General features: G+C 65.1%; 20 protein-coding genes. 5 read left to right on the top strand and 15 right to left on the bottom strand.

Annotation, left to right across the window (positions count from 1 at the left end; all coding sequences use genetic code 11):
• Positions 1-2: 2 nt before the first annotated feature.
• Positions 3-1,019, top strand: coding sequence for a hypothetical protein (locus P1IM2_RS14425; RefSeq protein ID WP_260834166.1), 1,017 nt, complete (start codon positions 3-5; stop codon positions 1,017-1,019).
• Positions 1,020-1,231: 212 nt separating this feature from the next.
• On the opposite strand, the gene P1IM2_RS14420 is transcribed toward P1IM2_RS14425, so the two are convergent.
• From P1IM2_RS14420 to xseA, 4 genes are all read right to left on the bottom strand, one after another.
• Positions 1,232-4,420: a TonB-dependent receptor domain-containing protein gene (locus P1IM2_RS14420; RefSeq protein ID WP_186402891.1), complete on the bottom strand. Its 3,189-nt coding sequence runs from the start codon at positions 4,418-4,420 to the stop codon at positions 1,232-1,234.
• Positions 4,421-4,674: 254 nt separating this feature from the next.
• Positions 4,675-5,613, bottom strand: a complete 939-nt coding sequence (locus P1IM2_RS14415; protein WP_186402890.1) for a M23 family metallopeptidase — start codon at positions 5,611-5,613, stop codon at positions 4,675-4,677.
• On the bottom strand, positions 5,610-5,822 hold the full coding sequence (locus P1IM2_RS14410) for a DUF2093 domain-containing protein (RefSeq protein ID WP_003041102.1): 213 nt from the start codon (positions 5,820-5,822) through the stop codon (positions 5,610-5,612). The genes P1IM2_RS14415 and P1IM2_RS14410 overlap by 4 nt, the downstream gene beginning before the upstream one ends.
• Positions 5,823-5,898: 76 nt before the next feature.
• Positions 5,899-7,329: an exodeoxyribonuclease VII large subunit gene (xseA, locus tag P1IM2_RS14405; protein WP_186402889.1), complete on the bottom strand. Its 1,431-nt coding sequence runs from the start codon at positions 7,327-7,329 to the stop codon at positions 5,899-5,901.
• Between xseA and purD the strand changes: the two genes are divergently transcribed.
• Positions 7,328-8,605, top strand: a complete 1,278-nt coding sequence (gene purD, locus P1IM2_RS14400) for a phosphoribosylamine--glycine ligase (RefSeq protein ID WP_062901722.1) — start codon at positions 7,328-7,330, stop codon at positions 8,603-8,605. The genes xseA and purD overlap by 2 nt on opposite strands.
• 59 nt (positions 8,606-8,664) lie before the next feature.
• On the top strand, positions 8,665-9,294 hold the full coding sequence (locus P1IM2_RS14395; protein ID WP_062901721.1) for a hypothetical protein: 630 nt from the start codon (positions 8,665-8,667) through the stop codon (positions 9,292-9,294).
• 21 nt (positions 9,295-9,315) lie between these two features.
• Here P1IM2_RS14395 and P1IM2_RS14390 read toward each other — a convergent pair whose 3' ends face one another.
• The 8 genes from P1IM2_RS14390 to mdh all read right to left on the bottom strand — a co-directional run bounded on the left by P1IM2_RS14390 (position 9,316) and on the right by mdh (position 19,181).
• Positions 9,316-10,215, bottom strand: coding sequence for an alpha/beta fold hydrolase (locus P1IM2_RS14390; protein ID WP_062901720.1), 900 nt, complete (start codon positions 10,213-10,215; stop codon positions 9,316-9,318).
• Between the two features lie 400 nt (positions 10,216-10,615).
• Positions 10,616-11,239 (bottom strand): trimeric intracellular cation channel family protein, encoded by a 624-nt coding sequence (locus P1IM2_RS14385; RefSeq protein ID WP_186402888.1) that lies wholly within the window; start codon positions 11,237-11,239, stop codon positions 10,616-10,618.
• A gap of 139 nt (positions 11,240-11,378) precedes the next feature.
• Positions 11,379-12,791 (bottom strand): dihydrolipoyl dehydrogenase, encoded by a 1,413-nt coding sequence (lpdA, locus tag P1IM2_RS14380; RefSeq protein ID WP_062901718.1) that lies wholly within the window; start codon positions 12,789-12,791, stop codon positions 11,379-11,381.
• Positions 12,792-12,831: 40 nt separating this feature from the next.
• Positions 12,832-14,058, bottom strand: a complete 1,227-nt coding sequence (odhB, locus tag P1IM2_RS14375) for a 2-oxoglutarate dehydrogenase complex dihydrolipoyllysine-residue succinyltransferase (RefSeq protein ID WP_186402887.1) — start codon at positions 14,056-14,058, stop codon at positions 12,832-12,834.
• Positions 14,059-14,089: 31 nt separating this feature from the next.
• Complete coding sequence (locus P1IM2_RS14370) at positions 14,090-16,912, bottom strand: 2-oxoglutarate dehydrogenase E1 component (protein WP_186402886.1); 2,823 nt, start codon at positions 16,910-16,912, stop codon at positions 14,090-14,092.
• Between the two features lie 80 nt (positions 16,913-16,992).
• A complete protein-coding gene (gene sucD, locus P1IM2_RS14365; RefSeq protein WP_062901716.1) occupies positions 16,993-17,883 on the bottom strand; it encodes a succinate--CoA ligase subunit alpha in 891 nt (296 codons plus the stop codon).
• 27 nt (positions 17,884-17,910) lie between these two features.
• Positions 17,911-18,219 (bottom strand): hypothetical protein, encoded by a 309-nt coding sequence (locus P1IM2_RS14360; protein ID WP_186402885.1) that lies wholly within the window; start codon positions 18,217-18,219, stop codon positions 17,911-17,913.
• Positions 18,219-19,181 (bottom strand): malate dehydrogenase, encoded by a 963-nt coding sequence (gene mdh / locus P1IM2_RS14355; protein ID WP_062901714.1) that lies wholly within the window; start codon positions 19,179-19,181, stop codon positions 18,219-18,221. The genes P1IM2_RS14360 and mdh overlap by 1 nt, the downstream gene beginning before the upstream one ends.
• 355 nt (positions 19,182-19,536) lie before the next feature.
• Here mdh and P1IM2_RS14350 point away from each other — a divergent pair, with 355 nt between their 5' ends.
• Positions 19,537-20,088, top strand: a complete 552-nt coding sequence (locus tag P1IM2_RS14350) for a phosphatase PAP2 family protein (RefSeq protein ID WP_186402884.1) — start codon at positions 19,537-19,539, stop codon at positions 20,086-20,088.
• Positions 20,089-20,170: 82 nt separating this feature from the next.
• Complete coding sequence (locus P1IM2_RS14345; protein WP_062901712.1) at positions 20,171-21,214, top strand: polysaccharide deacetylase family protein; 1,044 nt, start codon at positions 20,171-20,173, stop codon at positions 21,212-21,214.
• Here P1IM2_RS14345 and zapE read toward each other — a convergent pair.
• From zapE to P1IM2_RS14330, 3 genes are read right to left on the bottom strand one after another with little or no spacing between them, the layout of a single operon-like run.
• Positions 21,185-22,306, bottom strand: a complete 1,122-nt coding sequence (gene zapE, locus P1IM2_RS14340; RefSeq protein ID WP_062901711.1) for a cell division protein ZapE — start codon at positions 22,304-22,306, stop codon at positions 21,185-21,187. The two genes, P1IM2_RS14345 and zapE, sit on opposite strands and share 30 nt — an antisense overlap.
• Complete coding sequence (locus tag P1IM2_RS14335; protein WP_003041146.1) at positions 22,303-22,794, bottom strand: PaaI family thioesterase; 492 nt, start codon at positions 22,792-22,794, stop codon at positions 22,303-22,305. The genes zapE and P1IM2_RS14335 overlap by 4 nt, the downstream gene beginning before the upstream one ends.
• The gene (locus tag P1IM2_RS14330; RefSeq protein ID WP_003041149.1) at positions 22,791-23,573 is read right to left on the bottom strand and encodes a succinate dehydrogenase iron-sulfur subunit; all 783 of its coding nucleotides are present in this window, start codon (positions 23,571-23,573) and stop codon (positions 22,791-22,793) included. The genes P1IM2_RS14335 and P1IM2_RS14330 overlap by 4 nt, the downstream gene beginning before the upstream one ends.
• Between the last annotated feature and the right edge of the window lie 67 nt (positions 23,574-23,640).

Raw genomic sequence — 23,640 nt, 5'->3', positions numbered from 1 at the left:
CGATGTTGCATCCCGCTTCTGCCGCCGCCTTACGTGATCCCGAATGGCTCGCGCATCGGTACGATTCCAATCACGACGCGTTTCATTTCCGCCGCGTGCCGCGCGACATCCGCCGGGAGATCCCCTTTCTTACAGACATGCATTTGGGCGAGGAAGCAGCACCGCTCGTCCTGTCCCGCACCGCGTCTCGTCAGAACGTAGAGCCGGCGCCAGTTCATTTCCTATTCCATTCGGCCTATTGTGCCTCCACCATGCTGGTCCAGGCGATTGATCAGCCGGGCATTGCATCCGGATTGTCCGAACCCGTGCTGCTCAATGACATGGTCGGATGGCGGCGGCGCGGCGCGGCGCCGCGCGATCACGCGCGGGTTATGGATGATGCGCTCGCGATGCTCGCACGGCCCTTGACCGCTGGTGAAGCCGTAATCATCAAGCCTTCCAACATTTTCAATCCGCTCGCGCGCGGTGCGCTAACCCTGCGTCCGGGGGCGCACGCCATTCTGCTATATGCGCCGCTGCGCGCCTTTCTTCTGTCGGTCGCGCGGAAGGGTCTATGGTGCCGGCTGTGGTGCAGGGAATTGTTTGAAGGCTATCTGGCAGACGACTTCCTGCAATTCGGTTTCGATGCGCGCGACTATTTCCGCCAGTCCGACCTACAAATCGCCGCCATGGGGTGGCTTGCCCAGCAGCGGGCTTTCGCGACCCTCATAGCTTGGGCGCCCGACCGGATCGCTTCACTCGACAGCGAGGCACTGACCCGCGACCCCGTTCGGGCCGTCGCCGGGGCAATGGACCATTATGGCCTTACCGCCGACCGAGAGGCTCTGGCCGAGCATCCAGCGCTGGCACGCAATAGCAAGTCGGGGGCGCCGTTTGCAGCCGGCGAGCGTCAGCGTGATCTCGCTGCCGCCGACGCGGCGTACGGAGACGAAATCAATCAGGTCCTCGGATGGGCAGAAGCTGTCGCCGATCAGGCCGGTATCCCGCTAGCTCTCCCAGGGGCGCTACCTATGCCCTGATGCGCTATTGCGATCGGGCACCAGTGGTCGGGTTAGCTATGCCGTCATAGGCACAGCTTGCGGAGAAGGTTGGGCGCCAAGCCCGAGGCACGGTCTTGGCGGCCGCCCTAAACAAGGTCGTCGGAAGCTGCCGCTCCTCATGGTTCTGACTGCCAAAGAAAAAGGGGCGAGCATTGCTGCCCGCCCCAATTTCCTTCCAAGCAGAGAGTTCTTTAGAACTTCAGCTTGGCCGAGATCGCATAGCGGCGACCCAGCGCGTCGTAAGTCGACGGGAAGGTGTTGCCGCTGTTGTAAGTCGTCGAACCGATGGTGTTGCCAACGATCGGCGGCTTCTTGTCGAGCAGATTCTGGACCGTCATGGTGATGACCAGATTGTCGCTCACGTTGAAGCGGGTGGCGAGATCGAAATAATGTGCCGCCTTGATGTGACGGAACTTCGGATCGACCACGCAGCCACCATCGTCGCTCGTCGTCGGGTTCGGACAGTCGTCCGGAGCCGCCTGCGCTGCAGCGATGTCCGCCGCGAGCTGCGCCGGCTCGAAGTCGACCGAGTCCATCCAGCGCCACAGCAGCGAGACGTCGACCTTGTCGAAGCCCAGCGTAAAGCGCTGCGAGAACTGGAATTCCGGCTGAATCGAACCCGTGAACGAGCAGTTCACGCTGTAGTAACCGACGCATTCGCGGTTGAGCGAAGTCGGATCGGCTACGTTGGCGTTATACTTCGAGCTGTGCGTCCAGTTGCCGACGAACGACCAGCTGAGGTTCGCGAAGCCGACATCGGTGTTGTAGTTCATCAACAGGTCGACACCGTCGGTGAACAGACGGCCGAGGTTGTTGGTCAGACCGAACAGGCCGGGGGTCGTCGACGGGTCACCGTCAAGGCCGCCGGTGATCGGGTTACGACGGATCGAGGTACAAGCCGGATCGGTTGCGCTCGAAGCCGACAAACCATCGAAGCAAGCGTTGATGATATCGCCCGGCAGCGGCGTGCCAAGCACGTCGTTGACCTTGATGTTGTAATAGTCGACCGACATGTTGAAGCGCGGCAGGAAGTCCGGCTGCCAGACAAGGCCCAGCGTCCAGGTATCTGCCTTTTCAGGCTTCAGGTTCAGGTTACCGCCCACCGTGATGTTGGCCTGCGCCGCCGTCGGGTTGGTGATCGAACCGATCGTACCGGCAGGAGCACCCTGCGCGATACAGACCGCGCGCAGATTGGCGTCGGCCACCGGAGCGCCACCGGCGCAGGGGTCGATACCGAGGTTGGTCAAACCAACCGTCTGCGGCGTGAACAGTTCGCCGATGTTCGGAGCGCGAACCGCGCGGCTGTAATTACCGCGAAGTTTCAGACCCGCACCCGGTTCCCAGCTGCCGCCAGCCTTCCACGTGGTGGCATTGTAGCCACCAGCGCCGCGGATGCTGTAATCCGAGTAACGGATGCCCGCTTCGAGGGTCAGGCTCTCGAAGAAAGGCTTGTCCTCGATCAGCGGGGCCACGATTTCGGCATAGGCTTCATAGACATCGTAAGCGCCGTCGATGTCGGGAGCCGCGCCGCCGGCGCCACCGAGTTCACCCGGCGTCTTGGCGAGGAGATCCGAAGACTGCTGCGCGGTGTATTTGCGATATTCGCCACCGATCGCGAAGCCGATCGGCTGGACCGCACCCGGCGACGAGAAGCCGAGATCACCCGAAATGATGCCGCGGACCTGCGCAAGCGAAGTGCGGTTGGTCGAGGTGCTCTTTTCCGAGAGATACCGCGCGGCTTCCGGCGTGATCGATCCTTCAGGACCGAACAGGTTGACCGGAACGCAATCAGCGTTGCCGCTCTGACAGGTCACGCCATCATCGGACAGCGACGCTTCGCGGAAACGCGACTGCAGCGTGTAGCCGTTGATGCTCTGGATATTTTCCGACTCGCCATAGGCGCCCTCGAGGCTCCAATCGAGCGTATCGGTGATGCCGCCGCGCGCACCGACGCGATAATCGAAGAAGGTCGTCTGATAGTTGCTGATACGCGGGCCGACTTCGGGCGTACGACGGTTCAGCGTGACGGTGACTTCGCGGTAGTTGGGATCGCTCCGGCCAGTAGCCGTAGCTGCCGCTGCGCACTCAGCCGGCGTGAAGCGCGCCGTATATTCAGCCTGGCCCGAAATCGGATCCCCGTTGGCATCGACGCCATTGACCACCGGAGCGACGTTGAACGCGCAGAACTGGTCACGCAGCGCCGCAGGCAGATTCGGGTTGTTCAGATTGATCGCAACCGAGCCACCGAACGAACCCGACGGTGCGATGATCGTTGACACGGTGTTCTTCGAGAACATGCCCCGGGTGTACACTTCCACCGCATCGGACACTTCATAATTGGCCTGGCCATAGATGTTGAAGCGCTCGAACGGCGTCTGGAAGATGTTGAACGGGTTGAAGTTGTAGGTTTGGAACGTGCCGACCGCCTGGCCAGCACTATTGACCTGACGAACGCCGCCGTTGGCAGCACCGCCGGGCGTCAGAGCGAGAACCGGCAGAGTCGCCGGGTTCGTTGCGCTGACGGGCTGGGTCGGGTCAAAGTTCGGGTTCGGCACGGTGCCGGTCTGCGTATACTGCGCGAGGACGTTCGGTACGCCGCCGGTAAGCGGACGCGTGCCCGAGAAGCGCGAGGGGACCGACGTACCCGAACCGATGAACGTGTCCGAATAGCTGTCGAGCGTGTTGTCCGAGAAACCGCGCGCACCCTGATAGACAGGGTCGGCCTGCTGATAGCCGATGCTCAGCACCGCATTACCGCGGCCATCGTCGAAGTTCGCACCGATCGTCGCGTCAACACGGAAGATGTTGCCGTCGCCCTTTTCAGTGATCTGTTCCGACGCGGTCATTTCAAAGCCGGCAAAATCGCGCTTGGTGACGAAGTTGACGACGCCGGTGATGGCATCTGCGCCATAGGTGGTCACCGCCGCACCGGTCAGCGCGTCGACGCGTTCGATCAGGGCAAGCGGAATGTTGTTGAGGTCGACACGGCCGTTCACGTCCGACGGCGCAACGCGGTTGCCGTTGAGCAGGACGATGTTACGGGTCGAGCCGAGACCGCGAAGATCGACGTAGGACGCACCGCCGTTGCCGTTGTTCACCGCCGAACCGATATTCGGAACGACGCCGGGCAATTCGCGAAGAACTTCCTCAGCGACGTTCGACTGCTTCAGTTCGATCGCGTCCGAAGTGGTGACGTTGACGGGCGTCGACTGTTCGAGGTTGGGGTTGCGGATCAGGGTGCCGGTAACGACGATCTCCGAACCCGGCGCAGCGGCGCCTTCTTCGGCGTCTTGCGCGAAGGCAGGAACCGAAGCAAGGGCAACGCCGATAACGATCGGCGCAGCGCCAAGCTTCAGCTTGGAATAGTGGGTTTTCTTCACAGTGCAGTCCCTTGCTACTGGTGGTGGTTATACCCGGGCCCCTATTTTCGCAGCGCAAAGCCGCCGAACAGACACCCCGATAGCGTGCGGGATGATCGCTCATTCATGGTGAGTAAAGGGAATTCCCCCCGAGGGACGCGGTTTCACGAGCGATTGTGACGAATTTGCAACAACACAAATGAGCGCTCACACACTTCGAATAATCAACGACCCTAGTACGTAATTAAATTACGCCTCCAATCGAAACGCCTCGATTATCGCGCCATCGGTCCCGCGAGCGTGCCCGGGTCGAGCCGCGCGTCGCGCCATTTGAGCCCCCAATGCATATGCGGCCCTGTTGCCCGTCCCGTCGCGCCCACCGTACCGAGCTGTTGCCCTTGCGTCACACGGTCGCCGACCTTCACATCGAGGCGCTGGCAGTGCAGAAAAGCGCTGGTCAGCCCCATGCCGTGGTCGACGATCAGCAAATTTCCTTCGAGCGTGAAGGGCGCATCGGCCGCGAGCACCACGACCCCGTCGGCAGGCGCGAAAAAGGGCGTGCCCGCGGGCACGGCGATATCGGTGCCGCTATGATAGCTGCCCGGCTTGCCCTGATAGACGCGCTGCGAACCGAAGAAGCCTGAAAGCCGCCCCGTAGCGGGCCAGCGAAATTGCTGCCGCCAGCCGTCCGATTCGACATGGCTCGCGCGCGCCGCGGCGATCTGCGCCAGTTCGGCGGGGCGGCGGCGTTCGAACTCGGCGTCGCTCGATGCGCTGCCGCGATAGGGCGCGTTGATATTTTCGATCCGCCAATTCCCCGCCGCAATGCTCAGCGTCCGCGTAACCGTGCGCCCGTCGGAAAGGGTCGCTACCAGTTGCTGGCTCGCGGGCGCATCGCGATCGAAGGCGATCAGGAAAGCGCCATCGCCTGCGACCGGAACGGGTGCGCCATCGAGCGTCAACATGCGCGTTCCGCCCGGCACTTGGCCGATCAGCGTTCCGCCCTGGATCATGCTGCCGCGAAAGGCGAAATCGGCGGGACCGGGAAGCGGCTTCGGGACCGGGGGTGTGGTCGGTACGGAAGGCGCGGCGGCAGCGGGCGCTGCCACCTTGGGCGCCGGGGGACTGTCGGCCACGGCGGGTACACAGCCTGCCGCCGCAATGGCCAGGGTCAGCGAAGCAATCGCTCGGGGCGCTGCCCCGCGCGCGGTCATGCGCCGCGCGCCGCGTCCAGTGCGGCCTGCACCGAAATCGCCGCGGTCGCATAGGGCTCCTGCCGCGCAACCGACCAATAGCGCAGCTCGTCGAGCCCGATCGGCACCCCGCTCACCGCGCACAGCACATGGTCGCCCGGCGACAGGATACGAAATCCGTTCGGGCCATATTGCAGGCGGGCAAGGCGGTTGCGGCTGGCGATCAACATGGCGGGGTCCATCAAATTGTCCAAGATATCGGGGCCAATATAGCGACCTGCGCGATTTCGGCCACCCCTGCGGCGCTCAGAACAGCTCGCCCTGTCCCCGCCCCGGCGCGGCGGGGGGCTTGCGCGCGGGCTTTGGCGCCGGCGCAGCGGAGGGCGCAGGGGGTGGCGGCGCATCGCCCTCCACCACCGTCACCGGCACCTCGCCATCGGCGAAGGCAAGTCGCAGATGGCCTGCCCCACGGGCGCGCGCCGCGCTCGGCACGATCGCCCCGTCGGCATCGCGCACCATCGCATAGCCACGGGCAAGCAACGCGCGCGGGTCGAGCGAGGTCAGCAGCCGCGCAAGCCCCGCCAGCTTGGCGCGATCGCGGTCCCAGGCACGCGCCAGCAGCGCCGGGCGCAGCGCCGCGCTGCGCGTCACCAGCCGTTCGCCGGCGAGCGCGAGCCGGTGGCGCTGGCTGCGATCGAGCCGTTCGGCGGCGTCGTCGAGCCGCTGGCGCTGGGGGGCGTAGAGCGCCTCGCGCTTCGGCAGGTGCCGCGCGAGCGCAGTCAATCGCTCGCCGGCGAGCGCGCGTTGGCGCGTCGCCGCGCCCGTCATACGGCTGCGCCACGTCGCAAGCTGCGCGATGAGCTCGGCGCGCACCGGCACCGCCATTTCGGCGGCGGCGGTTGGCGTCGGCGCGCGCACGTCGGCGGCATAATCGGCCAGCGTCACATCGGTTTCATGGCCGACCGCGCTGATCGTCGGAATGCGGCAATCGGCGATCGCACGCACCACCATCTCTTCGTTGAACGCCCATAAATCCTCGATCGAACCGCCGCCGCGCGCGACGATGACAAGGTCGGGGCGCGGCACCGGTCCGCCGGGCGCGAGCGCATCGAAACCGCGCACCGCATTCGCAACCTGCGCCGCCGCCCCTTCGCCCTGCACCAGCACCGGCCACACGATCACGCGCGTCGGGCAGCGATCGGCGAGGCGATGAAGAATGTCGCGAATCACTGCCCCGGTCGGCGAGGTAACGACGCCGATGACGCGCGGCAGATAGGGCAACGGCTGCTTGCGTTCTCGGTCGAACAGCCCTTCGGCGCCAAGCCGCGCCTTCAGCTTTTCGAACAACAGCATCAACGCGCCTTCGCCCGCGACCTCCAGGCTTTCGACGACCAGCTGATATTTGGAGCGGCCGGGATAGGTGGTGAGCTTGCCCGTCGCGATCACCTCGATGCCATCTTCGGGCCGGAAGGCGAGGCGCGCCGCCTGCCCCTTCCACATCACCATGTCGATCAGCGCGTTGTCGTCCTTGAGCGCGGCGTAGAAATGCCCTGATGCCGCACGCTTCGCCCCCGACAGCTCACCGCGCACGCGGACCCGCGCAAAGCCGTCCTCGACCGTCCGCTTGATCGCCGCCGACAATTGCGTGACCGACAGCGCGGGTGCATTGTCGCCCGCCGTCGCCTCGGCTAACAGCCGCGCTTCGGTGCCATCGTCGGACGGAAAAGGGACGCTCATGAATATCCTGCTGGTCGGATCTGGGGGGCGCGAACATGCGCTGAGCTGGCAACTGGCACAATCGCCGAGTTGCGCCAAGCTCTATGCAGCACCCGGAAACCCCGGGATCGAAGTCTATGCCGAATGTGTGCCGATCGCAGCCGACGATGTTGACGGGCTCGTCGCCTTCGTGCGCACCCATGCGATCGATTTCGTCGTCGTCGGCCCCGAAGGGCCGCTCGTCGCCGGCCTCGGTGACCGGTTGCGCGCGATCGACATTCCGGTCTTCGGCCCGTCCGCCGCCGCCGCGCAGCTCGAAGGATCGAAGGGCTTTACCAAGGATCTGTGTGCGCGCGCCGCGATTCCGACCGCCGGCTATGTGCGCTGCACCAGCGCCGACGCCGCGCTGGCCGCGCTCGCCGATTTCGCGATTCCGGTCGTGATCAAGGCCGACGGGCTCGCCGCGGGCAAGGGCGTGATCATCGCCGAGACTCGCGCCGAGGCCGAAGCCGCGATCGCCGACATGTTCGCGGGCGCCTTTGGCGGCGCGGGTGCCGAGGTGGTGATCGAGGAATTCATGACCGGCGAGGAGGCAAGCTTCTTCGCGCTGTCCGACGGCACCAATGTCATCGCCTTCGGCAGCGCCCAGGATCACAAGCGCGTCGGCGACGGCGACACCGGGCCCAACACCGGCGGCATGGGCGCCTACAGCCCGGCGCCTGTGCTGACCAAGGAGCTCGAAGCCGAGGTGATGGATCGGATCATCCGTCCCACCGTCGCCGCACTCGCCGCCGAAGGCACGCCCTATGTCGGGGTGCTGTTCGCCGGGCTGATGCTGACCAGCGAAGGCCCCAAGCTGATCGAATATAATTGCCGTTTCGGTGATCCCGAATGTCAGGTGCTGATGATGCGCCTGACCGGAGATTTTGCCGCGCTGCTTCATGCCGCCGCGACCGGGCGGCTCGCCGACGTGCCCGCGCCGACCTTTACCGGCGGCTATGCGCTGACCGTCGTGATGGCGGCGAACGGCTATCCGGGCACCCCCGAAAAGGGTGGCGCGATCCGCAACATCGCCGCGGCCGAAGCGGGAGGCGTGCGCGTCTTCCATGCCGGGACCGCGCGCGCCGACGGCGCGATCGTCGCCGCGGGGGGACGCGTTCTCAACGTCACCGCGACGGGCAAGAGTGTCACCGAAGCGCAGGCGCGCACCTATGCCGCGGTCGACAAGCTCGATTTCCCGAGCGGCTTCTGCCGCCGCGACATCGGCTGGCGCGAGGTCAACCGAGAGGCGCGCTGAGCGGTGCTGGACGCGCCACCCCCGTCGGCTTAGGCTGACAGTGAAACAGGGAGATCATCATGACGTGGCTTCAGGAAAATTGGATCATCGCGGTCGTCGGACTGGTCGTCGCGGTCGTCCTGCTGTGGTGGCTGTTCGGCCGCAAGCGGCCCGACGAAGCAGCGCCGCCCGCAGCGATGCCGGCCGAGCCGAAAAAACCGCTGGAAGTGGCGAAGCCCGACATCGTCAAAGCCGAACCAGCGCGCTTCAAGCCAAAGGAACCCGCGCCCGCGTCGCCGCCTCCGGTGCCGGCTGCACCGCCCACAGCCTCCGATATTCCGGCGGAACCCACCGTCCCGCCCGCACCCGTCGCGCATGCGCCCGAGCCCGAACCGGCCGCGCCTCCACCGGTCGCCCCTGCCCCGCCGGCAGAAGCCGCTCCCGCCCCTGCCGCCGCCAAAGCCGATAATCTGCAATTGCTGAAGGGCGTCGGGCCGAAAATGGCGACGCTGCTCGGCGGCCTTGGCGTCACCAGCTTTGCGCAGATCGCCGCCTGGACCGACGCCGATATCGCCGCGATCGATCCACAGCTCGGCGCGTTTCAGGGCCGCATCGTCCGCGACAATATCGTCGACCAGGCCGGCTATCTGGCGAAGGGCGACAAGGCGGGGTTCGAGGCGAAATATGGTGCCCTCGGCGGCGAGCTATAAGGCAAAAAGCCGCCCTATAGCTCAGGCCCGGGCAACCGCCCCGGCGTGACCGGCGATCGCATCGGCCAGCGTATCGACCAATCCCAGCGGCAAATCATGCCCCATGCCGGGGATGGTGAGCAGTCGGGCGCCCGGAATATTGTCGGCGGTATCGCGTCCGCCCGCCAGCGGCACCAGCGGATCGCCCTCGCCATGGATCACCAGCGTCGGCGCGTCGATCGACTTCAGCATCGGCCGCCGGTCGCCATCGGCGACGATCGCCGCCATCTGGCGCGCGACGCCCTGCGGATACCAGCCACGTTCGAAATCGCTGCGCACGCGCCGCTGCAACCGCTCCTCGTCGGGCGGGTAGCCGGGGCTGCCGATCACCTTGGCAGCGCGCACCGAATAGGCGATCAGATCTTCGGGATCGCCGCTCATCGGGCGGCTGGTCAGCACCTGCATCGCTTCCTTCTGCGCGCGCGGCAGGCGGGGATTGCCGGTCGTCGACATCACCGACGTCAGCGACAGCACGCGGTCCGGATAGCGCGCGGCGATATGCTGCGAAATCATCCCGCCCATCGACACGCCGACGATATGCGCCCGCGCGATGCCCAGATGGTCAAGCAAGGCCACGCCGTCGGCCGCCATGTCGGCGAGCGTGTAAGCGCTCCGCACCGGGAGGCGCAGCAGCGACTTCACGAACATCCATTTGAGATTGGGGACACCGGCCGCGTCGAAGCGCGTAGACAGGCCGACGTCGCGGTTGTCGTACCGGATGGTCCGAAAGCCGCGCGCATTCAGCGCATCGACAAATTCGTCGGGCCACAGTGTCAACTGCCCGCCCAGCCCCATCACCAGCAGGATCACCGGCGCATCGCGCGGCCCCTTGTCTTCGAAGGTGATGCTGATCCCGTTTACCGCTGCCTGCTCTGTCGCCATGCCGTCGCCGCTCCCCGATCGTCAAACCGCCACTGTGCCGCTGCGCGCGGCGCGGTCAAGAGGGCGCCCGTCTGCGAAAGCGAAACCGGGCCGGCTTCGTCGGAACCGCGCCACCCCGGATGCGCCGGCCGGCGCGCGCGCGCGACAGAAGGACGCGTCGCGCCGCATGCGCGCAAAACGGCAGCGCAAATATCACCAGCGACAGGCCGATGATCCATCGCCCGGTGTGCGCCGTGTCGTGACAAGCATCCACGCAGTCGGACGCCGCCACCCCGGCGCCGAAATGAATCAGCAATGTCTTCAAGGTCGAAACTGGTCCCCACGACGCGCCTCTCCGCGCGTCACCGGATCCTCTACAGGATCAGCGTTAAGCGAGCGTTGCGGCTCCCACTGCCGCTATTCACCGCGATTCGGGGCGCCCCCTATACGTCGGAAGCGCCAAAGACCAGCGAATTGCTGCGCCGCGCAGGACGAAACCCGACGCGGCGCCCGCGACAGCGGCGACCGAGGTTGCGACGCCGAGCCAGGTCAGGATCAGAAACAGCCCGGAGGCTAGCGCTGCCGCGGTGACATAGATTTCGGGCCGCATGATGATCGACGGCACCCCGGCCAGTATATCGCGGATCGTCCCGCCGACACAGCCGGTGATGACGCCCATCATCAGCGCGGGAACCGGCGCCACGCCCCAGGCAAGGGCCTTGGCCGTCCCGAACACGGCATAGGCGGCGAGCCCGACCGCATCGGCCCATTCCAGAAGCTGCCCCTGCCACCAGCGTTCGGGGGTCACCCACACGACCAGCGCAATCGCGATGCACACCGCGCCGATCGCGCCGTCCTGAACCCAGAAGACCGGCGCGCCAATCAGCAGGTCGCGCACGCTACCCCCGCCGACCCCGGTGACGAGCGCAAAGAAGCTCGCCGTCACCAGCGTCTGGCGCAGCCGCACCGCCATCAACGCGCCCGACAGCGCGAAGACCGCGATGCCGGTCAGATCGAGAAGGCGAACGAGCGTCTGGGTGTCCATGGATCAGCGATGCTTCTTCGTCCCGCAGGCCGGTACCGGTGCCGGCAACCGCTTCGTCATGCGATCATCGGCGGCGCGGCGCAACGGAAATGGGGCGACGTCGCCGCCGCCCCATGCCCTACCCCAGTGGACGGGTAACTCAGATGTGGATCGGCTTTCCGGTCACTGCCATCGCGGCTTCCTTGATCGCCTCGCTGTGCGTCGGGTGTGCGTGACAGGTGTAGGCGATGTCTTCGGACGTCGCGCCAAATTCCATTGCCTGAGCTGCCTGCGCGATCATCGTGCCCGCCGGCACGGCGATGATCCAGACGCCCAGGACGCGGTCGCTCTTGGCATCGGCGATCACCTTCACAAAGCCGTCGGGTTCGTGGTTGGTCTTCGCACGGCTGTTCGCGAGCATCGGGAATTTGCCGACCTTGACCTTGTCCTTTTCCCCACCAGCCTTCTCAACAGCCTGCTCTTCGGTCAGGCCGACGCCGGCGATTTCGGGCCAGGTGTAGACCACCGACGGGATGACGTCGTGGTTCACGATGCCGGTCAGCCCCGCGATATTTTCAGCGCAGGCAATGCCTTCATCCTCGGCCTTGTGCGCGAGCATCGGGCCGGGAACGACGTCGCCGATCGCCCAGATGCCGTCGACGGCGGTGCGGAAATCATGATCGGTCTCGATCTGACCGCGCTGGTTCGTGGTCAGCCCCGCCTTGTCGAGCGCGAGGCCATCGGTGTTCGGACGGCGGCCGATCGAAACGAGGACGACATCGGCTTCGAGCGTTTCGGCGTCGCCTCCCGCGGCGGGCTCGAGCGTCAGCACGGCCTTCTTGCCTTTCACTTCGGCCCCGGTGACCTTGGTCTTCAGCTTGAAGTCCATGCCCTGCTTCTTGAAGATCTTGTTCGCTTCCTTGCGAACGTCGCCGTCCATCCCGGGCAGGATCTGGTCAAGAAATTCGACCACGGTGACTTTTGCGCCAAGCCGGCGCCAGACGCTGCCGAGTTCAAGCCCGATCACGCCGCCGCCGATCACGACCATATGGCCAGGCACCTTCGCAAGTTCGAGCGCGCCGGTCGAATCGACGATCACGCCCTTGTCATTGTCGACCGCGACGCCCGGAAGGGGGGTCACCGACGATCCGGTGGCGACGATGATGTTCTTGGCGCGATAGGCCTTGCCCGCAACCTCGACGCTGTCCTTGCCGGTGAACTGCGCATAGCCCTTCAGCCAGTCGATCTTGTTCTTCTTGAACAGGAACTCGATGCCGCCGGTCAGGCCCTTGACCGCATCCTTGCGCTGGCCGTGCATCGCGCCAAGGTCGAGTTCGGGCGTCACCTTGATGCCCATCGCCGCCATCGCGCCGCCCGCCGCCGCCTCGAAATATTCCGACGCGTGCAGCATCGCCTTCGACGGGATGCAGCCGACGTTGAGGCAGGTGCCGCCCAGCGTTTCGCGCCCTTCGGCGCACGCGGTCTTGAGCCCGAGCTGCGCCGCGCGGATCGCCGCGACATAACCGCCGGGACCGGCACCGATGACAAGGACGTCGTAGTCGTAATCAGCCATTTGTTGTTCCTTTACCCCTCGGGGGATGGGGAGAAATCTCTTAGAGGTCGATCAGCAGCCGCGTCGGATCCTCGATCGCTTCCTTGATCGTTTTCAGGAAGGTCACCGCCTCGCGGCCGTCGACCAGCCGGTGGTCATAGCTCAATGCCAGATACATCATCGGACGGATCACAACCTGACCGTTGATCGCGACCGGGCGGTCCTCGATGCGATGGAGGCCCAGCACGGCCGATTGCGGCGGATTGATGATCGGGGTCGACATCAGCGAGCCGAAAACGCCGCCGTTCGAGATGGTGAAGGTGCCCCCGGTCATGTCGTCCATCGTCAGCGTGCCTTCCTTGGCGCGCTTGCCGAAATCGCCGATTGTCTTTTCGATGCCGGCGAAGGACAGGCTTTCGGCGTTGCGGATCACCGGCACGACAAGCCCGCTCGGACCGCTGACCGCGACCGAGATATCCATATAATTATTATAGACGATCTCGTCGCCATCGATACGGCCGTTGACCGCCGGTATGTCCTTGAGCGCAAGACAGGCGGCCTTGGTAAAGAAGCCCATGAAGCCCAGGCGCACGCCATGCTTCTTTTCAAACAGATCCTTGTAGCGGCCGCGCGCCTCGATCACCGCCGTCATGTCGACGTCGTTGAACGTGGTGAGCATCGCCGCCGTATCCTGCGCCGATTTCAGGCGCCGGGCGATCGTCTGGCGCAGGCGGGTCATCTTGACCCGCTCTTCCTGACGGCCCGGCGCACCCGTTGCAGCGGGCGCGGCGGCAGGTGCCGGGGCGGCCGCGGGCGCGGGCGCCGCATCGGGGGCGGCTTCGGCGGCCGCCAGCACATCTTCCTTGGTCAGGCGGCCGTCCTTGCCGGTGCCCTTGATCTTGCTCGGATCAAGGCCGTGCTCGAGGACGAGGCGGCGCACCGCGGGCGACAGGGTGACGACCGCATCCTCGCCGCCGGTCGCTGCGGGAGCGGGCGCCGCCGCTTCGGCCTTCGCCGCGGGCGCAGGAGCGGGGGCGGCGGCCTTGCCGTCGCCGGCCTCGATCGTCGCAATCACCGCGCCGACATTGACGGTATCGCCGACGGCGACGACCTGTTGCCCCATCACGCCGGCGACGGGCGACGGCACTTCGACCGCGACCTTGTCGGTTTCGAGGCTGGCAATCGGCTCGTCGAGCGCGACGGCTTCGCCGGGCTGCTTCAGCCACTCGCCGATCGTCGCTTCGGTCACGCTTTCACCCAGCGTCGGGACTTTGACTTCGGTGCTCATTGATGCAGTTCCTTAGGGCTTAAGCTCTGGCTCAGGCTTTATTCTTGTTGCGACGGATTTCGGCGCGGACATTGAGGCCCAGCGCGTCGGCGACGAGCGCCGCCTGTTCGGTCTGGTGGCGGCTCATCAGGCCGGTGGCGGGCGACGCCGCAGCGGCCCGGCCGGCATAACGGGCGCGCATGCCCTTGTGGCCGGCGTCGATCAGCGATTCCTCGATCAGCGGCTCGACGAAGAACCAGGCGCCGTTGTTGCGCGGCTCTTCCTGCGCCCAAACGACCTCTTCGAGATTCTTCATCTTCTTCAGGCGGATGGCCAGCGCCTCGCCCGGGAAAGGATAAATCTGTTCGATCCGTATCACCGTCGTGTCGCCAAGCCCGGCGGCGTCGCGCGCCTCCATCAGGTCATAGCCGACCTTGCCCGAACACAGGACGACACGCTTGACCTTCGCATCTTCCGGCGGGGTGCGGTCCGACATGATGCGGCGGAAATGCGCTTCGCCGATGAAGTCCGAGCGCTGCGACACGGCCAGCTTGTGGCGGAGCAACGACTTGGGCGTCATGATGATCAGCGGCTTGCGGAATGGGCGCAGCATCTGGCGGCGCAGGACGTGGAAATAGTTCGACGGGGTCGAAATATTGCACACCTGGATGTTGTCCCCGGCGCAAAGCTGAAGGAAGCGTTCGAGACGCGCCGAGCTATGCTCAGGCCCCTGCCCTTCATAGCCGTGCGGCAGCAGCAGCACGAGGCCGTTGGCGCGCAGCCATTTGGCTTCGCCCGCCGCGATGAACTGGTCGATCATGATCTGCGCGCCGTTGGCGAAGTCGCCGAACTGCGCCTCCCACAGCACGAGGCTCTTCGGATCGGCCATCGCATAGCCATATTCGAAGCCGAGCACGCCATATTCGGAGAGAGGGCTGTCGAGCACCTCGAACCGGCCGTGTGGCACGGTGGTCAGCGGGATATATTTATGCTCGTCCTTCTGGTCGACCCAGACGGCGTGACGCTGGCTGAACGTCCCGCGGCCCGAATCCTGGCCCGACAGGCGCACCTGATAGCCTTCGCTGAGCAAAGTGCCGAACGCGAGCTGTTCGGCGGTCGCCCAGTCGAACACCTCGGCATCGTCCCTGTTCGCGAACATCGCGGCCCGGGCGTCGATCACGCGGCGCAGCGTCTTGTGCACCTCCAGATCGTCGGGGATCGTCGTCATCGTGCGGCCGATGGCGTCGAACAGCTTTTCCGATACGCCGGTCGAAATATTACGCCGGGCATTTTCGGGATCGGCAGGCGCGTGCAAGCCCGACCAGCGACCGGCGAACCAGTCGGCCTTGTTCGACTTGTAAGTCTTCGATGCTTCGAATTCGTCTTCGAGCCGCGCGACGAACTCGGCCCGGTGCGCTTCGGCATCGCCAGCCGAAACGACGCCCTCTGCCTCGAGCCGCGTGGCGTAGAGGTCCGATACCGGCGGATGTTTGCGGATGATCGCGTACATCAGCGGCTGGGTAAAGCTCGGCTCGTCGCCTTCATTGTGACCGAAGCGGCGATAGCACCACATGTCGATGACGATGTCGCGCTTGAACTGCTGACGGAAGTCGATCGCCAGCTTGCACGCGAAGGTCACGGCTTCGGGATCGTCGCCGTTGACGTGCAGGATCGGCGCCATCACGCCCTTTGCCACGTCGGACGGATAGGGCGACGAGCGCGCGAACTGCGGGCTGGTCGTGAAGCCGATCTGGTTGTTGACGATAAAGTGGATGCAGCCGCCGGTATTGTAACCGCGAATGCCCGAAAAGCCGAGGCATTCCCACACGATCCCCTGCCCCGCAAAGGCGGCGTCGCCGTGGATCAGCACGGGCAGCACCTGGCTATGTTCGGCCAGATCGTCGCGCATCACCTGCTGCGCGCGCACCTTGCCCAGCACGACGGGATCGACCGCTTCGAGGTGCGACGGGTTGGGGACCAGCGACATATGGACCGACACGCCGTCGAACTCGCGGTCGGTCGAGGTGCCGAGGTGATATTTGACGTCGCCCGAACCGCCGACATCCTCGGGGTTCGCGGTGCCGCCCTGAAATTCGTGGAAGATGACCTTGTACGGCTTGGCCAGCACATTGGCGAGGACGTTCAGGCGGCCGCGATGGGCCATGCCGTAGACGATTTCTTTCACGCCATATTGGCCGCCATATTTGATGATCGCCTCGAGCGCAGGGATCATCGATTCGCCGCCGTCGAGCCCGAAACGCTTCGTGCCGACATATTTGCGCGCGAGGAATTTCTCCCATTCCTCGGCCTCGATCACCTTGTTGAGGATCGCCTTCTTGCCGTTGGCGGTGAAGTCGATCGACTTGTCGGCGCCTTCCATCCGCTCCTGGAGGAAGCGGCGCTCCTCGACATCGGCGATGTGCATATATTCAAGGCCGACGTGCCCGCAGTAATTGGCCTGCAGGATCGACACCACCTCGCGAATCGTCGCCTTCTCGAGCCCCAGCGTGCCGCCGAGGAAAATCGGACGGTCCTGGTCGGCCCCGACGAAGCCGTGATATTCGGGCGTCAGATCGGCCGGCAGTTCGCGGTGGGTCAGGCCCAGCGGATCGAGCGTCGCCGCAAGGTGCCCGCGCACGCGATAGGTGCGGATCAGCATCATCGCGCGGATCGAATCGTCGGCAGCGCGCTCGACTTCGGCATTCGAGAGCGGCGCCCCCGCCTTCGCCGCGGCCGCCTTGACCGCGACCTGCATCTGCTGAGGGTCGAGCGCGGCGGTCAGATCATCGCTGTCGATCAGGGGCCAGTTCTTCGGCGCCCAGCTGGGCCCGGCCTGGACTTCATCGACGTCGAAGCTTTGTCGTTCGAGGTTCATCTGCGATTCCACGGGGAGGAAGGGATGGGATATTCGGGGAAAGGTAGCCCGCCGGCATCAGGCGCCGGCGGGCCATCCGATCAGACGCGTTCCTTCAGCACTTCGGCAAGCGTCGTGCCGAGTTCCGACGGGCTGGCCGACACGGTGATGCCGGCGGCTTCCATCGCCGCAATCTTGCTTTCGGCATCGCCCTTGCCGCCCGACACGATGGCGCCGGCGTGGCCCATGCGGCGGCCCGGAGGCGCGGTGCGGCCCGCGATGAAACCAACCATCGGCTTCTTGCGGCCGCGCTTGGCTTCGTCGATCAGGAACTGCGCCGCCTGCTCCTCGGCGTCGCCGCCGATTTCGCCGATCATGATGATCGACTTGGTCGCTTCATCCGCGAGGAAGAGTTCGAGGACGTCGATAAAGTTGGTGCCGTTGACGGGGTCGCCGCCGATGCCGACCGCGGTGGTCTGGCCGAGCCCGGCGTTGGTGGTCTGGAACACCGCCTCATAGGTCAGCGTGCCCGAACGCGAGACGACGCCGACGCTGCCCTTTTTGAAGATGCTGCCCGGCATGATGCCGATCTTGCATTCGTCGGGGGTCAGCACGCCAGGGCAGTTGGGGCCGATCAGCCGCGACTTCGAACCCGACAGCGCGCGCTTCACCTTGACCATGTCGAGCACCGGAATGCCTTCGGTGATCGCGACGATGAGCTCGATCTCGGCGTCGATCGCCTCGAGGATCGAATCGGCCGCGAACGGCGGCGGCACATAGATGACCGACGCGGTCGCGCCGGTCGTCGCCTTCGCTTCGGCGACGGTGTCGAACATCGGCAGGCCGATATGCGTCGTGCCGCCCTTGCCCGGCGTCACGCCGCCGACCATCTGCGTACCATAGGCAAGCGCCTGTTCGGTGTGGAAGGTGCCAGTCGCACCCGTCATCCCTTGCGTGATGACCTTGGTATTCTTGTCGATGAGGATGCTCATTTATCTATTCCTATCATTGTTCCGGCATCAGCCGCGCGCCGGCGCCTCTAGCAAACTGAAAAAGCGACGCCCCAACGGCCAGAGCAAAATCGCGAGACATTCGAGAAGTAGAACTCCCGTAATTCCGTCTGCGATTCCCGCGTAGGCGGCCCGGTTTCCATAAACCGGCGGAGCGCCGTAAGCGGACACCCATACGAACGCACAATAAGACGCCGCAACGACATAAACCGCTCTAAGCGTCGCGGCACCCGCAAGCTTGAAAATCAGAAACTGGATGCCGCCGACCACAATGATCGGCGCCCCAATCAGGATTACAAGAAGCAGGCCCACGTCCATCAGGCGAGGCTGGGATCCAGATTCTTGCACGCGTCGAGCAGTTCCTTCACCGCGTCGACCGACACCTGCAGGCCCGCCTTGTCGGCATCGTCGAGTTCGATTTCGACGATCTTCTCGACGCCGCCCGCACCGATCATCACCGGCACGCCGACATAGAGGCCATCGACGCCATACTGGCCATCGACATAGGCGGCGCAGGGCAGGATGCGCTTCTGGTCGCCGAGGTAAGCTTCGGCCATCGCGATGCCCGAGGCGGCCGGGGCATAGAAGGCCGAGCCGGTGCCGAGCAGCGCGACGATTTCGCCGCCGCCGCCGCGGGTGCGCTTGACGATCGCGTCGATCTTGTCCTGGCTTGACAGGCCCATCTTCACGAGATCAGGAACGGGGATGCCGTTAACGGTCGAGTAGCGGACGACCGGAACCATCGTGTCGCCGTGGCCGCCGAGGACGAAGGTGTTCACATCCTTCACCGACACGTCGAATTCGTCGGCGATGAAGTGACTGAAGCGCGCCGAGTCGAGCACGCCAGCCATGCCAACCACCTTGTTGTGCGGCAGACCCGAGAATTCTCGGAGAGCCCAGACCATGGCGTCGAGCGGGTTGGTGATGCAGATGACGAAAGCGTCAGGGGCATTCGCCTTGATGCCTTCGCCCACCGCCTTCATGACCTTCAAATTGATGCCGAGCAGGTCGTCGCGGCTCATGCCCGGCTTGCGGGCGACGCCGGCGGTGACGATGATGACGTCGGCGCCCGCAATGTCGGCATAATCATTGGAGCCGGTGATCTTCGCGTCGAAGCCGGCGATCGGCCCGACCTGGGACAGGTCGAGCGCCTTGCCCTGCGGCACGCCTTCGACCACGTCGAACAGGACAACGTCGCCCAGTTCCTTCTGCGCGGCGAGCAGCGCCAGCGTCCCGCCGATATTCCCGGCTCCGATCAAAGCGATCTTCTTGCGTCCCATGGCGCGCGGCACTCCCTTCCTGGCAAAGCCCGGCAGTGATTTCCAGATCGGCGGGGCCACGGGCCAAAGCCGCCTGCCGATCCCAAAGACTCGCGACGCCCTACGCCGATTCCGTTAACGAAACAACCGCGAAAAGGACGAAAAACCGCGTTTTCATGCAAATAGTTCGCAATAGCGTTATTGCAAGATCGGGTACGATTCAGACCCAGAACACTGACGATCCTAAGCGATCGATACCGGCCGCGTGAACATCGCTTGCGCCGGTCGGCCACAAGCGTAAGACAGGCGGTGGCGATCTTGGGGCGTCGCCAGGCGGGGCCGTGCGCCCTGCGCCTGCAAAAGGATCGACGCCACCATGACCAAGAGAGCTTTTATCCCCGCGCTGTCCTGCGCCATCTTCCTGACCGCCGCCACAACGCCGCCCGCCCATGCCGGCGAAAAGACATGGAATGACGCGGGATCGATCACGCGCGACGCCCTGGTGATCGCCGCGTTCGGGGTTCCGCTTGCCCAGAGCGATTGGGACGGCACGCTGCAAGCCGGCGGCAGCCTCGTCGCTGCCGCCGGCGTAACCGCCGGTCTGAAGCAGGCCTTTCCGGAGCGACGCCCCGACGGAAGCGACAACAAGGGCTTCCCCTCGGGCCATACGTCGGTTTCCTTTGCGGCGGCCGCGACGCTGCAGAACCGTTACGGCTGGAAAGTGGGGCTTCCCGCGCAGGCGCTTGCCACCTTCGTCGGATTGAGCCGCGTCGAAGCCAGAAAGCATCATGTCCATGACGTGCTGGTCGGCGCCGCGATCGGCGAGGCATCGGGCTTTCTGATCGCGCGCCGCGCAAGCGACCGGGTTCAGGTCTTTCCGTGGGCAGATGCCGGAGGCGGCGGCGTCGCGATGACGATGCGCTTCTAGAAGGTCGGCCTGAACGATCGCTGCGGGGCGGTCGCAGCGGCAGCTTAACGCTTCGTTACACCGCTGCTGATAGCGCGAGCGGGTGACGCGCGCGATCATCAGCTTCGATACCGAATTGTCCGCCGGGCTCCATCGCCGCGGCGCATGCGCGCGCACCAATTTCGAAAGCTCGATCCTCGGGCGCTGCCGCGACGGCGATTTCGGCATCCATTTCCAGATGGACATGCTCGACCGCTTCGGTCTGAAAGGCGTCTATTTCGTCGACCCCATGCCCGCGCTTGTCCACGGCCCCGGGATTGTCGATGCGATCGTCGGCCCGATCCTGGCGCGCGGCCATGAAGTGCAGCTCCATCTCCACACCGAATGGCTGGAGTTTGCGCGGTTCAATCCGGTCGGCAAGCTGCGCGGCCGCAATATCGGCGATTTCCCCTTCGCAGCGCAAAAGAGGCTGATCGCGCTCGCCCGCGACATATTGACGAGTGCCGGGGCGCCCCGACCGACCGCCTTCCGCGCCGGCAATTTCGGCGCCAACGACGATACACTGCGCGCCCTCGCCGCGCTGGGCTTCCGCTTCGACAGCAGCTTCAACGCCGCCTGGCAGGGGCTCGGGTGCGACATCACGCTCGATCCTGCCAATCTGGGCATGCGCGTCCATCATGGCATCTGCGAAGTGCCGGTCAGCGGCCTGCGCGACCGCGCGAACAGCTTCCGTCCCGCGCAGCTGTGCGCCATGTCCGAAGAGGAAATGCGCGACGCGCTCGATCATGCGGCGGCGAGCGGCGCGATCCAGTTTTCGGCTTTCAGCCACAGCTTCGAATTGCTGAGCCGCGACCGTCAGGTTCGGAACGGGCTCGCAATCGCTCGGATGGAGGCGCTGTGCCGGGCAGTCGCCGACGATCCGCGAGTCCGCAGCGGGGGCTTCGCGACCCTTCCCGCGCCGCCGACCCGCCCCGGCCGCATCCCGGCGGCGGCGCCCAAGCCGCTCCGCACGCTGCGGCGCGTCGCCGAGCAGACGGTCGGACATATCGCGCACGAAATCCGCTATGTTCGCGATGTCGTCGCCATGACCATCAACTCGTCGCGGTGGGGCAAGGTACTATGCGGTGTCATCCTGGCCGTGGCCTAGCGCCAGATATTCGTCGGACTGCATTTCGGCGAGACGGCTCGCTGTGCGCTCGAACTCGAAGGCGCCATCGCCGGCCACATAGAGCGCATCGGGCTCGGCCGCGGCGCTCGCGAGCAGTTTGACCTTATATTCGTAGAGCGCGTCAATCAGCGTCACGAAGCGCGCGGCCTCGTTGCGGTTCTCGGGGCCCATGCGCGGGATGCCGACAATGATCACCGCGTGAAAATGCCGCGCGACGGCCAGATAATCCGATGCGCCGCGCGCCTCCGCACAAAGGCGCTTGAATGAAAAGACCGCCACGCCCTTCAGCGCCTTGGGCACATGCAGCGTCCGCCCGCCGCCGACGTCGAGATCGAGCGAGGGTACGTGCGCGCGGTCCTCGGGCGGATAATCGGTCAGGCGAAAGAAGGCCGCTGACAGCGCCTCGGTCGCCGCCGCGTCGGCTGGCACGAACCAGCGCTTGCCGTCGCCAAGCCGGTGGCGCCGGTAATCGGTGGGGCCATTAAGGCCCATCACGTCGAGCCGTTCCTCGATCAGTGCGATGAAGGGCAGGAAATGCTCGCGGTTGAGACCGTCCTTGTAGAGATCGGCGGGCGGGCGGTTCGACGTCGCGACCACCGTCACCCCGTGCGCGATCAACGCGGTGAACAGGCGCGAGAGGATCATTGCATCGGCGCTATTGTTCACCACCATTTCGTCGAAGGCGAGGCAGCGGACATTTTCGACCAGCGAGGCCGCAACCTGCGGGATCGGATCGCCGCTCTCGCTTTTGCGCACCTCGCGCATCCGCGCGTGGACGTCGAGCATGAAGGCGTGGAAATGGACGCGCCTTTTGCGCTGGATGGCCAGATGGTCGTAAAAAAGGTCCATCAGCATCGACTTGCCGCGGCCGACGGCGCCCCAAAGATAGACACCGCGCGGCGCGTCGGGTTTGCGCCCGGCGATCCGCCACAGGATGCTGCCGCGCGGCGGCGCCGCCTGCAGATCGGATTGCAGCGCGGCAAGGCGTTCTGCCGCCGCCCGCTGTTCGGCGTCAGGCTTCAGCTCGCCCGCGGCGACCAGCGCGTCATAGGCGGCAAGCAATCCTGTCACTTGCGGCTTGCCTTGCGGATCGTCCCCGCAAAGCTCAGCACGATATGCTCGTCACCCGGTCCCTGAACGACCAGCCCGCGCAGGAAGATCAGCCGCCCCGTCTCGCGCACCTGCTCGACCACCGCATCGAGCGGTTCGTCGAGGCGGCCGCCGCCGACGAACTGCGTCGACAAATCGAGCGTCACCGAATGGCCGGCCTCGAGCGATCCGAACTGGTGCGAGGCGGCGAAGAGGGCAATGTCGACCAGCGCCAGCGTTACCGCGCCATGGACATTGTCGCCCAGATTGCTGTGTTTGCGCGTCGGCAGCATCCGCACGCGGGCGCGCGGCCGGCCATCCTCGGTCGGGCTTTCGAGGCGCACCGACAGCGGTTCGATAAAGGCGTTGAACCGGCTCGCGTCCTTGAGGTTCCAGCTGATCCAGCCGCCCTCCAGCGCCTCGGCACTGAAATGATCCGCGCGCTTGGGGTCCTCTATTCCGTCGTTCACACCTGCCGCTCGGCCTCGAGCTTCTTGATCTCGGCGATCGCGCGTGCGGGGCTCAGTCCCTTGGGGCACGCGTTGGCGCAATTCATGATCGTGTGGCAGCGATAGAGGCGGAACGGATCTTCGAGATCGTCGAGCCGTTCGCCAGTATATTCGTCGCGGCTGTCGGCGAGCCAGCGATAGGCCTGAAGCAGGATCGCGGGCCCAAGGAACTTGTCACTGTTCCACCAATAGCTGGGGCAGCTCGTCGAACAGCAGGCGCACAGGATGCACTCGTAAAGGCCGTCGAGCTTCTCGCGTTCCTCGGGCGACTGGAGCCGCTCCTTGCCGCTGGGCGTCGTCGACTTGGTCTTCAGCCACGGCTCGATAGAGGCATATTGCGCATAGAAATGGGTGAAATCGGGGACGAGGTCCTTGATGACCTCCATATGCGGCAGCGGCGTGATCTGGATGTCGCCCTTCAGATCCTCGATCGCGGTGGTGCAGGCGAGACCGTTCTTGCCGTTCATGTTCATCGAACAGCTGCCGCAAATGCCTTCGCGGCACGAACGGCGGAAGGTCAGCGTCGAATCCTGCTCGCTCTTCATCTTGATGAGGGCATCGAGCACCATCGGGCCGCATTTGTCGGTGTCGATCTCGAACGTGTCGAAATGCGGATTCTGGCCGCTGTCGGGATTGTAGCGATAGACCTTGAATTTTTTGACGTTGCTCGCGCCCTCGGCCTTGTGGACCGTGCCGCCCTTCTGGACGCGGCTGTTCTTGGGCAGACGAAATTCGGCCATATCGCGGGCTCCCTATGCAATCGCGGGCTGCGTAGCCCCATTGAACCGCCGCGACAAGAGGGTGTGC

It is taken from the genome of Sphingopyxis sp. P1IMeth2 (assembly GCF_900185685.1).
GTDB classification, from domain to species: domain Bacteria; phylum Pseudomonadota; class Alphaproteobacteria; order Sphingomonadales; family Sphingomonadaceae; genus Sphingopyxis; species Sphingopyxis terrae_A.
The sequence above is the reverse complement of the archived record's forward strand: the minus strand, read 5'-3'. Positions and strand labels throughout refer to the sequence as shown.